Here is a 14,227-nt window from a genome sequence, read left to right as displayed (position 1 = left end):
CCTCGACTCGAAGTCGGACGCGATGATCAAGCCGCTGACCGGCTTCGGCAGGATCGGGCTCACCGAGCCACCCGGCACGGGCCCCGGCACAGGCCCCGGCACAGTTCCCGCCATCAGATGCTGCCCTCATTACTGCCCTTCGGCTGCGCCGACGGTCGCGCCTGCGGGTCCAGCACCGGGTCGTACAGCTCCCGCGTCCTCGCCTGGATCGCCGCCATGCGGGCCCGAAGGTCCTCGTCGACGTTCGCGTAGCCGACGCGCGCCGCGTGCACCGCCGTGCTCAGGGCCTCGATCTGGTCGGTCATCAGGGCGCACAGCGTCTTCAGCTGGCCGTGGATCTCGTTGTACGCGCCGTACAGGGAGTCCACCTCGGCGAAGTTCACGCCCAGTTGGGCGGGGACCAGGTGGTTGTCGGCGACCCGGCGCGGGTCCGCCTCGGTGTCCTGCAGTGCCGTGAGGATGCTCTGTATCCTGCCCCGGAACCGCTTCAGCGATTCGAGCTCCGCGTGCAATCCGGCAGTCGCCGCCGACCCCGCGCCCACGTCCGTCCCACCCCTCGTGTCATCCCCGTCGCAACCTGTCACAGACTACTGACGGGGTATGACATCCGCCTGAGTGCGGGTACTCAGACCTCCTGCGCCACAGCGGTCGCCGCAACCGCCGCCGTCTGCGGCCGGATCGGCAGCCGGTTGACCGGGCGGCCCGTGGCGGCCCGTACCGCGGACGCCACCGCGGCCGGCGCCGTGACGACCGGTACCGCGCTGGCCGCCTTCGCGCCGAAGGGGGCGACGACGTCCCGTTCCTCCACCAGCTTGACGATCCGGACGTCCGGCGCGTCGAGGGCCGTCGGGAGGGCGTAGCCGGTCAGGTCCGGGCGGCGGACGTGACCGCCGCTCGTGCGCAGGTTCTCCGTCAGGGCGGCGCCCACGCCCTGGGTGATGCCGGCCTCGATGCGGGCGCGCAACTGGGCCGGGTTCAGCACGCGGCCCACGTCCTGGGCCACCGCCATCTCCACCACACGCACCGAGCCCAGCTCGACGTCGACGTCCACCACGGCCCGTACGGCGCAGAAGGACATGCCGACGAATGCGTCGCCCTGTCCGGTGTCGTCGAGGGGTTCGGTCGGGTGGGGGCGGCACTGGGCAGTGGCCCACAGTTCCTTGCCGTCCAGGGCCTCCGCGACCGTCGTGCTGAGCACACCGTCGTACGAGGTGATCTTCCCGTCGGCGATCGTCAGCAGCTCCGTCGACATGCCGAACTGGTGGGCCAGCGGCTGCAGGAGCTGCGTACGGACCATCCGCGCCGCCCGCTCCACCGCGCCGCCCGAGACCCAGGTGTGGCGGCCGTGCGCCGCCGGGCCCGACGGGGGCTGGTCGGTGTCGACCGGGGCGACGTGGACCTCCTCGATGCCGAGGATCTCCTGGACGATCTGCCGCGCCAGCGTCGTGAAGCCCTGGCCGGTCTCGACCGCCGCGCAGATGACGGTGGCGACCGAGCCGCTGACCTTCACCGTGGCCGTGGAGACCTCGTCGGCGCCCTCCGCGCCGAGCATGTGGACCATGCCGAGGCCGTAGCCGACGCCGCGCCGCACCGCGCCCGGTTCGCCGGCGCCGTCGGGGCCGCCGGGCAGCAGCCAGTCGTCCTCGGAGCCGGAGAAGTCGTCCTTCGGCAGCGCGGGAAGCGGGTAGTCGCGCACCGCGCGCAGCAGTTCCGCCACCGGCGCCGGGCAGGTGACGGTCTGGCCGGTGGGCAGCAGGTCGCCGGTGGCCATGACGTTGCGCATGCGCAGCTCGGCCGGGTCGAGGCCGAGCTTCGCCGCGAGCTTGTCCATCTGGCCCTCGTACGCGGCGCACACCTGCAGGGCGCCCTCGCCGCGGACATGGCCGGACGGCGGGTTGTTGGTGCGGACGGCCCAGCCCTCGACGAAGGCGTGCGGGACGACGTACGGGCCGCAGGCGAAGGCCACGGCCGCCGCCAGGGCCTCGGCGGAGGAGTCGGCGTAGGCGCCCGCGTCCAGCAGGATCTGGGCCTCGACCTTCACCAGCTTGCCCTCCGCGTCCGCGTGGTGGCGGTAGCGCAGCAGGGTGGGGTGGCGGTGGACGTGGCTGAGGAAGGACTCCTCGCGGGTCGCGGCGAGCTTGACGGGGTGGCCCGTGCGCAGCGCCAGCAGGCCGAGGGCGATCTGGGTGCCCACGTCCTCGCGGTCGCCCATCGCGCCGGGCACGCCCGTGACGACGACCTTCACGCGGTCCGGCTCCAGCCCGAAGCAGGCGGCGGCCAGGTCGCGGTCGTGGTGCGGGTCGGTGGAGGCGGTGTAGATCTCCACGCCGCCGTCCGGGCGCGGCACGGCCAGGCCGGCCTCGGCGCCGATGGGGGCCGGGTCCTGGCGGCCGATGCGGTACAGGCCCTCGACCACGACCTCGCCGACGGCCTCGGGGTCGCCGAAGCGCAGCGGGATGTGGCGGATGAGGTTGCCGTCGGGGTGCAGCGGCTCGGCGCCGAAGGCGGCCTCCGGGTCGGTGACCGGCTCCAGCGGCTCGTACTCGACGGCGATGGCCGCGGCGGCGAGGCGGGCCGTGTCGGGGTGGTCGGCGGCGACGGCGGCGATGGGCTCGCCGTGGTGGCGGACGGACTCGGACGCGAAGACGGGGCGGTCGGCGACGCCCCGGCCGTGCGCGGCGTCGCCGGGCACGTCGGCGTGCGTGACGACGGCCCGGACGCCGGGCATCGTCGCGGCGGTGGAGGTGTCGATGGAGACGATGCGGGCGCGCGGGTGCGGGGAGCGCAGCACGGCGGCCCACAGCAGGCCCTCGGCCCACAGGTCCGCCGCGTACGGGAAGGTGCCCTGCGACTTGGCGAGGGCGTCGGCGGCCGGGAGGGAGACGCCGAGGCCGTGCGGCGGGGCATCGGGGACGGCGGGCGGTACGAGGGCGGCCGTGGTGACGGAGGCCGGGATGTCGCCCGCGCCCGTCGTGCCCCCCATCCCGCCCATTCCGGCCATCCCGCCCATTCCCGTCATGCCATCGCCCTTCCACTACCGCTGTCGCTGCCGCCGTCGTACGGGCCGTACGGGCCCGCCTGGTGCGGGATGCTCGCCGTGGCCGCGTCCGGCTCCTGCTGCGCCCGGTCCTCCTCCAGGACCGCGGCCGCTTCGGCGCGCTCGTCGACGACCTGGCGCACGGCGTCGAGAACGCCCCGGTAGCCGGAGCAGCGGCAGAGGTTGCCGCAGATCGCCTGGCGGGTCTCCAGCTCGGTCGGGGCGTGGTTGCCCTCGAGCAGGTCGTGCACGGTCATGGCCAGGCCGGGGACGCAGAAGCCGCACTGCACGGCACCGCACTCGGCGAGCGCCCGCTGCACGTCGGACGGCTGTCCGTGCTCCGCCAGGCCCTCGACCGTACGGATCTCCGAGCCCGCGGTGGTCGCGGCGGGCACCAGGCAGGAGGCGACGAGCCGCCCGTCGACCTGCACCGAGCAGGCGCCGCACTCGCCCTGCGAGCAGCCGTCCTTGGCGCCGGCCAGGCCCAGGCGCTCGCGCAGGACGTAGAGCAGGGACTCGCCGATCCAGGCGTCGGTGACGGGCCGGTCGGTGCCGTTGACACGCAGGACGTACGAGGCACAGGGGTGCTCGTTGTGCGGCTGCGCCGGCGGCTCGGGCTCGGCGGGGAGGTCGACGGGCGGGTCGACGGGCAGGTCGACATGGTGCTCGGCGTGGAGGTCGGCAGGGGCGGCTACGGGCCCGCCCTCGCCGCCCGGTTCGGCGACGACGGCGGCGTCAGCGACGGAGGCGTCAGCCGCGGACGCGTCCGCCGTGACCCCGTCGGCCGCGGCATCGGTCTCCGGGACCGCGACGGGCTCCGGCTCCTCCGGTGCGTGGTCGAGCGGTGGTTCGGGCCGCGGCTCGGGCTCCGGGGCCGGAGCCGGCGGGACGTGCGCGGCAGCCGTCCACTCTGCGGTCGGATTATCGCCCGCACCGGTGACCCCGCCGAGGGACGCGGCGTACTCGTGACGCGCCTCCATCCCCGCTTCGCGCAGCGGGTACTCGCCGGACTCGTCCACCGAGTCGTCACCGGCGGCCGGAACCGACCACTGCCCGGTGGCCGCCGGTTCCGGGGACGACAGCGCGCCCTCGTCGCCGGCGAACGGCGCCGGCCACTGCTGCGTGGCGTGCGGATCGGCGGCACCGCCGTCGTCGGCACCGCCCTCGGCCGCCCCGGCAACGTGGTGCCCGTAGGAGGCCTCGTACGCCGGAACGCCCCACTGCCCGTCGGCGACGGACACGGGGGCGGCGGGCTGCTGCCAGGCGTCGGCGGCGGGGGGCGCGTAGCCCGTGCCGGGCGCCGCGAGCGGGCTCCAGCCCTGGGCGGCGGTGCTCGCCGCTGTGCCCGGGTGGGCCAGCAGCTCCGGCGGGAGCTGCACGAAGGTCGTGCCCTCGGCGTCCAGTTCCCCGCCCCGGGGAATGGGCTGCCAGCCGCCCTCCGCGGGCGCATGGGTGTGTCGCTGCTGTTCGTCACTCACGCGAGTGCCCTCCCCAGAGCTCGGCGGGCCAGAGTCGCCACCGTACGACGGAGATGCAGCACGGCCGGCGGCAGGGTACCGGGCTCGGTGCCGTCGAGTGCGGACTGCGCGGGCGACGGGTCGGGCAGGCACGCGGCGGCGACGTACTCGCCGAAGGCCGCGAGGGCGTCCGGGGCGAGCGTGCGGTCGCCGTCCCAGTCCACGATCGAGGAGACCCAGCGCTCCGCGTCGAAGGGCCGCAGCGGCATCTGCGCCACCGCGCCCACCGCGCAGCGCACACTGCGCCGCGCCGGGTCCAGCACCACGGCCACGGACGCGATCGCCCGGCTGGGGCCCGTACGGCCGGTGGCCTTGAGGAAGGTCTGCGGGGCGTGCAGCAGCGGCACGCGCACGTACCCGATGAGTTCGCCCGGCCGCAGCATGTCCAGCCCTGCCAGCAGGCGGCCGATCGGGATCTCGCGGCGGGTGCCGCCGGGGCCCGCGATGACGAGCGAGGCCTCGAGTGCGGCGAGCACGGGCAGCGCGTCGTTGGTGGCCTGGGCGGAGGCGATGTTGCCGCCGAGCGTGCCGGCGTTGCGGATCTGCGGTGGTCCGGCGGAGCGGGCCGCCGCGGCGAGGGCGGGCATGAGGGCGGCGAAGTCCGGCCTGCCCATGCGGGCGTGCGTCAGGCCCGCGCCGAGCAGCGCGGCCCCGTCCTGGTACTGCCAGCCGCGGATCTCGTTGATGCGGCCGAGGCCGACGAGCCCGGCGGGCCGCAGCAGCCCGGAGTTGACGGCGGCCATCAGGTCCGTGCCGCCCGCGACGGGCACGGCCGTGGGCATGGCGGCCAGCGCCGCCACGGCTTCGTCGAGCGAGCCCGGCAACGTCACCGTGTGCGCCGCCTGCGGTGCGTGCGTGGTCAACCCAGCTGCCCCTTCCCCGGTGGTCCCGGCTGTCCCGGCCAGGTCCTCGCCGTACGGTACGTGCTGTCGGCCCGGACGGGGCAACTCTGGCACATCTTCCGGGTGCGCCGTCGCGAGGGTCCACGAACCGCCGGACTTTCCGTGCTCAGGAAGAAAGCAGGGAAAGTCCGGATTCGTACGCTCTCCGCCCTGTGGGCACTATGACCACTGTGGCCACTCTGGGCGCATTGCCAGCGTATTGCCATGTTTCAGCGATCCTTGTACGACTTACGGCAGTGTGTGAAGGACAACCGTGCCAGGGGCCGCCGTACGGTTCGTCACCTTCCGGCGCGCCTCACACGATCGGGGGCGCGCCCTCGATCGGGCGTCCGAGCACACCGGGCCGGCGCTGCCAGGGGCGAGGGCCGGCGGGCGGGCGGTAGGCGACGCCGAGCGCGTCGAGCCGCGCGTAGTGGACCGTCATCCGGCGCTCGAAGTCGGCGAAGTCGCGCAGGGCGGGTGCCGGGAGGCCGGACCACACCGTCTCCGCGAAGGCGGCCAGGCGCGGGAACGCCTGGTAGTCGACGCGCTGCTGGTCCTCCATCACCTCGGTCCAGATGTTGGCCTGCGCGCCGAGCACGTGGGCGGCCTCGGTGTCCGTCAGCTCCCCCGGTACGGGTTCGAAGCGGTAGACGTCCTCGAGGGTGCGGACCCGGCCGATGGGGACGGGCTCGTCGTCGCCGGCGGCCTGACGGTGGTCGAGATAGACCTCGCTCTCAGGGCACATGACGACGTCGTGGCCCGCGCGGGCGGCGGCGATGCCGCCCGCGTAGCCGCGCCAGGAGGAGACGGCGGCGCCCGGCGCCAGGCCCCCCTCGAGGATCTCGTCCCAGCCGATCAGCCGCCGGCCGCGCTCGGCGAGCCAGCGGTCGAAGTGGCGGATGAACCAGCTCTGCAGCTCCTCCTCGTCCGCCAGGCCCTCCGCCGCCATCCTGGCCCGAGCGGCCGGGGAGGCCTTCCACTGCTCCTTGGGGCACTCGTCGCCGCCGATGTGGACGAAGGGGGACGGGAACAGCTCGAGCACCTCGGCCAGGACGTTCTCGTAGAAGGCGAGGGTGTTGTCAGTGGGGGCGAGTACGTTCGGGTTGACGCCCCAGGTGTCCCAGACGGAGAGGGTGGTGGTGTCGATGACGTCGGTGTTGCCCAGTTCGGGGTATGCGGCGATCGCGGCCTGCGAATGGCCCGGTATGTCGATCTCCGGCACGACCGTGATGTGCCGTGCGGCGGCGTACGCGACGATCTCGCGCATATCGTCCTTCGTGTAGTAACCGCCGTGCGGGCGCTCGTCCCACCGCTCCGACGTCCGGAACCCCACCTTGGTGCGGGCCCGCCACGCGCCGACCTCGGTCAGCCGCGGGTAGCGCTCGATCTCCAGCCGCCAGCCCTGGTCGTCGGTCAGGTGCAGGTGCAGGACGTTGAGCTTGTGCGCGGCGAGCAGGTCGAGGTAGCGCAGCACGCCGTCCTTGGGCATGAAGTGCCGGGCGACGTCGAGGAGGACGCCGCGCCACGCGAAACGGGGCGCGTCCTCGATGACGCACGTGGGCACGCTCCACTCCCGGCGTGGGGTGACCGGCGCCCGCCGGAAGGCGTCCGGGCCCAGCAGCTGACGCAGGGTCTGGGCCGCCCAGAACACTCCGGCGGTGCTGCCGCCGTCGACACGCAGGGCGTAGCCGTCGACGACGATGCGGTAGCCCTCGGGGCCCAGCTCCCGCTCGATCGCCGGGTCGACGGCGAGCACGATGCGGTTGTCGTCGTCATCGCCCGGCGCCAGGGGCAGGCCGGTGGCGGCGCCGACGGTCGCGCGCAGCCAGCGCGCGACGTCCTCGGTGCCGGGCCACGCCTCGATCAGGGTCTCCTCGTCGAGGACGTACCGCCCTGGCGGAGGAACGTCCTTGACGCGCCTCGGTGCCGGGATCAGCTCATGCATGTCGTCAGTCCTTCACCGCTCCGCCCAGGCCCGATACGAGCCTGCGCTGTACGAGTACGAAGAAGACCAGCACGGGAACCGTCATCACGGTGGACGCCGCCATGATGCCGCCCCAATCGTTGCCCTCGTCCTTGAAGAAGACGAGGAGCGCCATCGGAAGGGTTGAATTCTCGGTGGCGCTGACGATGAAGGACTTCGCGAAGAGGAAGTCGTTCCACGTCGAGATGAAGGAGAACACGCTCGTCGCCACCAGCCCGGGAAAGACCAGCGGAAAGAGGATCCGCCACAGGAACCGGCCGCGGCTCGCGCCGTCCAGGTACGCCGCCTCCTCCAGCGACTGGGGCACCGCCCGCACGAAACCGCGCAGCATCCAGATCGCGAAGGGCAGGGAGAAGGCGATGTGCGGCAGGATCAGCGAGCCCAGCGTATTGAGCCCGATGCCCGGCACCACCGCGCCCGCGTCGCGCAGCAGGAAGAACAGCGGAATCGTCAGCGCCTCCACCGGCACCATCTGCGCGACGAGGAACATCACGAGCAGGGTCGTCCGGAAACGGAACCGGAATCGGGTCACCGCCGTGGCGGCGAGAAAGGCACAGACCGCCGACGCGACGACCACGACCCCGGCGACCAGCAGGCTGTTGAGGAAATACCGCCCGAAGTCCTGCTGGCCGAACACGCGCCGGAACGCGTCCAGGGACGGATGCGCCGTCCACGGCAGGGCCCGGCCGTCCTGTATCTCGCCCTCCGGTTTGAGGGCGGAGAGCACCATCCAGTACAGCGGGAAGGCGACCACGGCGGCCGTCAGCAGTGCCGCGCCCTCGGCGACGAGCCGCCGCGCCCCCCGGCCGCGTGCCCGGCTCATATCTCCTCCCCCTGACGCCGCAGCAGGCGCAGGTGCACGAGCGTCACCGCGAGCAGAACGAGCAGCATGACCACACCGATCGCCGAGCCGAGGCTGTACTGGGAGGAGGCGAAAGCCTTCTGGTAGGCGTAGACGTTCAGGGTGAGGTTCTGTCCGGCCGTGCCGCCGCCGTTCGTCATCACATAGATCTGGGTGAAGACCTTGAAGTCCCAGATGACCGACTGAAGGGTGACGACCGTCAGCACCGGCCTCAGCATCGGCGCCATGACGTCACGCCAGATCCGCCACTGCGAGGCACCGTCGAGGGCCGCCGCCTCCAGCACCTCGCCCGGAATGGCCTTGATGCCCGCGTAGACCGTCACCATGACGAAGGGGAACGAGCACCAGACGACCTCGGCCAGGACGAGCGCGAAGGCACTGTAGCGGCCGTACGTCCAGGAGTAGCCCTCGAAGCCGCCGAGGCCGAGCCCGGTCAGCACCTTGTCGGCGGGGCCGAAGTCCGGGTCGAAGAGGAAGACCCACACGGTCGACCCGGTGACGGCGGGCGTGGCCCAGGCCCCGAGTGCGGCCAGCATCAGGGCCAGCCGTGGCAGGGCCCGTATCCGGGTCAGCAGGACGGCCAGCGCGCAGCCGACGGCCAAGGTGGCCACCACGCACACCGCCGCGAAGACGACGGTGGCGAGCAGGACCTGCCGGAACTGCTCGTCGCCGAGGATCTCGCGGTAGTTGGCCAGCCCCCGGAAGGCGGTGGGTTCACCGCCGCTGACCTGGGCCTGGGTGTACTCGAGGAAGGAGATGAGGCCCAGCTGGTGGACGGGGTAGAGCAGCAGGGTGCCGACAACGGCGAGCGCGGGCGCGAGGTAGAGCCACGGTGTCCAGGAGCCCCGGCCGCCGCCGCGCACGGTCGCTGAGGGCGCGCTGATGGCGGTGCCGCGCCTGCTCACGACCGTAACGCCCTGTTCCGGAAGGCCTCGTTCATCCTGCGGGCCGCCTTGCGCGTCGCCGCGTCCACGTCGGCCCGCCCGCTGACGACCTCCTGGAACAGGGTCGGCAGCACCTGCCCGGCGTCGATGGCGGCCCAGGCCGGGGACGCGGGTACGGACTTCGCCCCGGCGGCCAGCGTCCGCACGAACGGCTCGACGAAGGGCCGCTCGCGTGCCGCCGCCCGCCGGACGTCGGTGAAGGTGGGGAGGAAGCCCATCGCGTCGAAGAGCCGGGCCTGGGTGCGCTTGCCGGTCAGCGCCTTCATCAGGTCCACGGCGAGGGTGCGGTGCGAGCTGCTCCTGAGCACGCCGATGTTGTTCCCGCCCGCGAAGGCGGGGGCGATGCCCCCTTCCCGGACGCCGGGCAGCGGCACGACCGCGTACGCGCCCTTGACCTTGCCGCTCTCGATCGCCCGGTGGTTGAAGTCGCCGGCGATGGCCATGGCCGCTTTGCCGGACGCGAACGCCTGGACGGTGTCATTGCCGCCCATGCGCGCACAGCGGCTCGCCGGGCAGTTGTCCTCGCCGAAGAGGGCGGTGTAGGCGGCGATGCCCCTCTTCGCCCGGGGACTGTCGATCGCGGCCGTGTACGTGCGTCCCTTGCGCCCCGCGAGTTCACCGCCGTGCGCCCACAGGAACGGCAGCGCCCCGTAGGTGTAGGCGCCGCCGACCGCGAGCCCGTAGAGCTCCGGTCGCTCGCGGTGCACACGGCGGGCCGTGGCGGCGAGCTCGGCCTGGGTCCGGGGCGGGCTCAGGCCCAGTTCCCGGAAGACGTCGGTCCGGTAGTACAGCGCCCGGACACCGGTGAACAACGGTGATCCGTAGAGCTTGCCGTCGACGGTGACGGACCGTTGCGCCGCCGGGTCGGTGTCCTTGGCCTCGTCCCACAGCGCGAGGTCGGCGGTGACGTCGGCCAGCCCGCCGTCGCGTACGTACCCGGCGGTGTCGGTGTTGCCGTACTCGACGACGTCCGGCGCGCTCGCCGGGTCGTTGAAGGCCGCCTTCATCCGCTGCGCGCGGCTCTCGACGGGGATGTAGGTGACCTCGGCCCGCACACCCCGGTGGGCCCGGGTGAAGGCGGCGACGGCCTCGTCGACGACCGCCGTCTTGGGTCCGTTGTCGACCTCCCGGAAGAGCCAGACCCGCAGCGTGCCGGTCGAACGGTCGGCGCCCGGACTGCCGACGGAGGTGGAGGGGGCGCAGGCCGTCGCCGCGCCGAGGGCAGCCGCGACGACGAGCAGGGCGACGGTACGGGTCCTGGCCGGCGGCCGTGCCATGGGCTCCCCCTGGGGCAGCGTTGCAACATACGCAATGGGCGTTTCGTGCTGCACAACTGAGAGAGGAGGCTAGAGCCGGACCGCCCGCCCCGGCAAGGGGTCTCCCGCCGCCACGGAAAGGCGGGCGGAAGGGCGAACGGAAAGGCGAGCGAAACGGCAAACGGCCCCCGAGGCGCGTGGCACGCGCCCCAGGAGCCGTGGAAGCCCTGAGGTGGGGTGGGAACGGGCGGGACTACTTCTTGTCGCCCTTGTCGCCCTTGCCGCCCTTGCCGCCCTTGTCGTCCCCGCCGGCGCCCATGCCGTCGAAGATCTCCTTGCACATCGGACAGACCGGGTACTTCTTGGGGTCGCGCCCGGGAACCCAGACCTTGCCGCACAGCGCGACGACCGGGGAACCGGAGAGCGCGCTCTCCATGATCTTGTCCTTCTGGACGTAATGGGCGTAGCGCTCGTGGTCGCCGTCGCCGTGCGACACCTGCGGCGTCGGCTCTACGAGGGTGCCTGTACCTGCCCCGCGCTCGGGCTCAAGAGTGCTCATGGTCTCCAAGAGTACTGGGGCCGGACCCCCTCAGTTGAGGCTCGGGTCGTCCGGATAGGTGGCGACCATCGCCAGTTCATTGCGCTGACGCCGCAGGACGGCCCGCCACAGCTGCCGCGGATCCGGCGACGACACGTCCCCCGGCTCGGACTCGACCACGTACCAGGCGCCCTCGACGAGCTCCTGCTCCAGCTGCCCCGGGCCCCAGCCGGAGTAGCCCGCGAAGATCCGCAGCGAGCCCAGCTCCGTGGCCAGCAGCTCCGGCGGCGCCTCCAGGTCGACCAGGCCGATCGCCCCGTGCACCCGCCGCCAGCCGATCGGGTCCGGCCGCCGGCCCGACCGCGGGCCGGCCGGGTCGTCACCCTCCGTGAGGTCCGCGGGCCGGTCGTGCGCCTCGCCCGGCACCACGCCCACGCCCAGCGCGGAGTCCAGCGAGACGGGGCCGCCCTGGAAGACCACGCCCGGCTCCCCGGCCAGCGCGGCCCAGGACTCCAGGATGTCGCCGACGCCGACGGGGGTCGGCCGGTTGAGGACCACGCCGAGGGAGCCCTCCTCGTCGTGGTCGAGCAGCAGCACCACCGCGCGGTCGAAATTCGGGTCCGCCAGCGCGGGCGTCGCGACGAGCAGCCGTCCTGTGAGCGAGGACACCTCGGTCATGGCCACATGATCCCCCATTTCGGGGGCGGAGGGGGAGTGGACAGGAACGACTGTCCGGGGGCGGCGAGGGGGCGTACGAGAGCAGCGGCCGCGCATATGACCGGAATGTGACCTGACGATAACCGGTAGCGACCATTCCATAAACACAGAGTGTTGTGACAAAACCATTGCGTGCTCCAAGGCCCCTCGGGGCGCCAGAACGGCCCTCCGGTCGCATTACCCTTTCTTCTTGCCCCCTGCCCAACTCCAGGAACGCGAGATCCATGACCGGCCCTGACGATGTCCTGCTTGTCCACGGCGGCACCCCGCTCGAGGGAGAGATCCGCGTCCGCGGCGCGAAGAACCTCGTGCCCAAGGCCATGGTCGCCGCGCTGCTCGGGCACGGCCCCAGCCGCCTGCGCAACGTCCCCGACATCCGTGACGTCCGCGTCGTACGCGGTCTGCTCCAGCTGCACGGCGTGACCGTCCGCCCCGGCGACGAGCCCGGCGAGCTGGTCCTCGACCCGACGTACGTCGAGAGCGCCAACGTCGCGGACATCGACGCCCACGCCGGCTCCTCCCGCATCCCGATCCTGCTGTGCGGCCCGCTCCTGCACCGCCTCGGCCACGCGTTCATACCCGGCCTGGGCGGCTGCGACATCGGCGGCCGGCCGATCGACTTCCACTTCGAGGTGCTGCGCCAGTTCGGCGCGACCATCGAGAAGCGCGAGGGCGGCCAGTACCTGGAGGCCCCGCAGCGCCTGCGCGGCTGCAAGATCCGTCTGCCCTACCCCTCGGTCGGCGCGACCGAGCAGGTGCTGCTGACCGCCGTCCTGGCGGAGGGCGTCACGGAGCTGTCCAACGCGGCCGTGGAGCCGGAGATCGAGGACCTCATCTGCGTGCTGCAGAAGATGGGCGCGATCATCGCCATGGACACCGACCGGACGATCCGGATCACCGGTGTCGACAAGCTCGGCGGCTACAACCACCGCGCCCTCTCGGACCGCCTGGAGGCGGCCTCCTGGGCGTCCGCGGCGCTGGCCACCAAGGGCAACATCTACGTCCGCGGCGCGCAGCAGCGCTCGATGATGACGTTCCTGAACACCTACCGCAAGGTCGGCGGCGCCTTCGAGATCGACGACGAGGGCATCCGCTTCTGGCACCCGGGCGGCCCGCTCAACGCCATAGCGCTGGAGACGGACGTCCACCCCGGCTTCCAGACCGACTGGCAGCAGCCGCTGGTCGTGGCCCTGACCCAGGCCTCGGGCCTGTCGATCGTCCACGAGACGGTCTACGAGTCCCGGCTGGGCTTCACCTCCGCCCTGAACCAGATGGGCGCCCACATCCAGCTCTACCGCGAGTGCCTGGGCGGCTCCGCCTGCCGCTTCGGCCAGCGCAACTTCCTGCACTCCGCGGTCGTCTCCGGCCCGACGAAACTGCAGGGCGCCGACATGGTCGTGCCCGACCTGCGCGGCGGCTTCTCGTACCTGATCGCGGCACTGGCCGCGGAGGGCACGTCCCGCGTGCACGGCATCGACCTGATCAACCGCGGCTACGAGAACTTCATGCAGAAGCTGAAGGACCTCGGCGCGAACGTGGAGATGCCCGGCGGCTCCGCCGCCTGACGCCCCGTAAGGCCGTCAGAAGCCCGTACGGACCTTCGAAGGTCCGTACGGGCTTCTTCGTGTTCCGAGGCCCGCCACGGGCCTGACAGGCCCTCACAGCAGGCAAAAGGGCGGCCACCCCGGACCGGGGTGGCCGCCCTGACGGCGCTTTACGCAGCGCCCGAGGCTTACTTGCCCTTCGCGGCTTCCTTGAGCTTCGAGCCCGCGGAGACCTTCACGCTGTAACCGGCAGCGATCTGGATCGGCTCGCCCGTCTGCGGGTTGCGCGCGGTCCGAGCGGCACGGTGGGTGCGCTCGAAGGTCAGGAAGCCGGGGATGGTGACCTTCTCGTCGCCCTTGGCGACGACCTCGCCGACGGTCTCGGCGAGCGCGGCCAGAACGGCGTCGGCGTCCTTGCGGGTCACCTCGGCGCGGTCGGCCAGAGCGGCCACCAGCTCACTGCGGTTCATGTTGTACTCCCGTGTTCTTCTTGCCAATGAGGCGTGAGATCGAAGCCGATGCTGCCAGGGCCCTCGGACAGTCCCCGGACCCGGGTCCGTTTGCCAGACCCTCGCGCCCGGTTACGCATCCTGCCCCCACCAGTGGCGGGAAAGCCAATCCGGCACCCTGGAGAGTCACACGGAAAGCGCCACTTCCAGCGCCACAGCCTCGGATGCGGCCGCATTTCTGCGGCCTCGGATGTCTGCCCGACACCTTATGGGGGCGGCCGGAGCCCCGCGCCACTCGACGCGCCGTGCGTCAGACCGTCGTGGTGGCCGTCACAGCCGCCCCGGCGGCCCTGGCGGCCTCCCGGACGGCCCCGGCGACCGCTCCCGCGACCTTGTCGTTGAAGACGCTGGGGATGATGTAGTTGGCGTTGAGTTCGTCGTCGGTGACGACGTCGGCGAGGGCGGTGGCGGCGGCGAGCATCATGTCGGTGTTGA

Annotated in this window: 12 protein-coding genes and 1 pseudogene; 1 reads left to right on the top strand and 12 read right to left on the bottom strand. The window is 72.5% G+C overall.

Annotated elements, in window-relative coordinates:
• Positions 1-113: 113 nt before the first annotated feature.
• From ACIG36_RS00065 to ACIG36_RS00020, 10 genes are all read right to left on the bottom strand, one after another.
• Positions 114-542, bottom strand: a complete 429-nt coding sequence (locus ACIG36_RS00065) for a hypothetical protein (protein ID WP_399919480.1) — start codon at positions 540-542, stop codon at positions 114-116.
• 83 nt (positions 543-625) lie between these two features.
• Positions 626-2,983, bottom strand: coding sequence for a xanthine dehydrogenase family protein molybdopterin-binding subunit (locus ACIG36_RS00060; protein WP_399922067.1), 2,358 nt, complete (start codon positions 2,981-2,983; stop codon positions 626-628).
• 32 nt (positions 2,984-3,015) lie between these two features.
• Positions 3,016-4,515 carry a (2Fe-2S)-binding protein gene (locus ACIG36_RS00055; RefSeq protein ID WP_399919478.1) on the bottom strand — a complete coding sequence of 500 codons (1,500 nt, stop codon included), beginning with the start codon at positions 4,513-4,515 and terminating at the stop codon, positions 3,016-3,018.
• Complete coding sequence (locus ACIG36_RS00050) at positions 4,512-5,417, bottom strand: FAD binding domain-containing protein (protein WP_399919476.1); 906 nt, start codon at positions 5,415-5,417, stop codon at positions 4,512-4,514. The genes ACIG36_RS00055 and ACIG36_RS00050 overlap by 4 nt, the downstream gene beginning before the upstream one ends.
• Positions 5,418-5,751: 334 nt before the next feature.
• On the bottom strand, positions 5,752-7,383 hold the full coding sequence (locus tag ACIG36_RS00045; RefSeq protein WP_399919474.1) for a beta-N-acetylhexosaminidase: 1,632 nt from the start codon (positions 7,381-7,383) through the stop codon (positions 5,752-5,754).
• A gap of 4 nt (positions 7,384-7,387) precedes the next feature.
• The gene (locus ACIG36_RS00040) at positions 7,388-8,245 is read right to left on the bottom strand and encodes a carbohydrate ABC transporter permease (protein WP_399919472.1); all 858 of its coding nucleotides are present in this window, start codon (positions 8,243-8,245) and stop codon (positions 7,388-7,390) included.
• Positions 8,242-9,189: a carbohydrate ABC transporter permease gene (locus ACIG36_RS00035; RefSeq protein ID WP_399919470.1), complete on the bottom strand. Its 948-nt coding sequence runs from the start codon at positions 9,187-9,189 to the stop codon at positions 8,242-8,244. Before ACIG36_RS00035 ends, ACIG36_RS00040 begins: the two co-directional genes overlap by 4 nt.
• The gene (locus tag ACIG36_RS00030; protein WP_399919468.1) at positions 9,186-10,505 is read right to left on the bottom strand and encodes an extracellular solute-binding protein; all 1,320 of its coding nucleotides are present in this window, start codon (positions 10,503-10,505) and stop codon (positions 9,186-9,188) included. Before ACIG36_RS00030 ends, ACIG36_RS00035 begins: the two co-directional genes overlap by 4 nt.
• Before the next feature lie 232 nt (positions 10,506-10,737).
• Positions 10,738-11,043, bottom strand: a complete 306-nt coding sequence (locus tag ACIG36_RS00025; RefSeq protein WP_399919466.1) for a DUF3039 domain-containing protein — start codon at positions 11,041-11,043, stop codon at positions 10,738-10,740.
• 30 nt (positions 11,044-11,073) lie between these two features.
• Positions 11,074-11,700: a YqgE/AlgH family protein gene (locus tag ACIG36_RS00020; protein ID WP_399919464.1), complete on the bottom strand. Its 627-nt coding sequence runs from the start codon at positions 11,698-11,700 to the stop codon at positions 11,074-11,076.
• 263 nt (positions 11,701-11,963) lie between these two features.
• Here ACIG36_RS00020 and murA point away from each other — a divergent pair, with 263 nt between their 5' ends.
• A complete protein-coding gene (gene murA, locus ACIG36_RS00015) occupies positions 11,964-13,304 on the top strand; it encodes a UDP-N-acetylglucosamine 1-carboxyvinyltransferase (protein ID WP_399919462.1) in 1,341 nt (446 codons plus the stop codon).
• 167 nt (positions 13,305-13,471) lie between these two features.
• Here the strand turns inward: murA and ACIG36_RS00010 are convergent, their stop codons facing one another.
• Both ACIG36_RS00010 and ACIG36_RS00005 read right to left on the bottom strand, forming a co-directional pair.
• Entirely contained in the window at positions 13,472-13,753 is a 282-nt protein-coding gene (locus tag ACIG36_RS00010) for an HU family DNA-binding protein (RefSeq protein WP_004951951.1), read from the bottom strand.
• 289 nt (positions 13,754-14,042) lie between these two features.
• Positions 14,043-14,227: pseudogene (locus tag ACIG36_RS00005) on the bottom strand (NAD-dependent malic enzyme); the annotation flags it as partial.

Origin of the sequence: Streptomyces sp. NPDC053048, assembly GCF_044547045.1 — a bacterium.
In the GTDB taxonomy this organism is placed as follows: Bacteria; Actinomycetota; Actinomycetes; order Streptomycetales; family Streptomycetaceae; genus Streptomyces.
The sequence above is the reverse complement of the archived record's forward strand: the minus strand, read 5'-3'. Positions and strand labels throughout refer to the sequence as shown.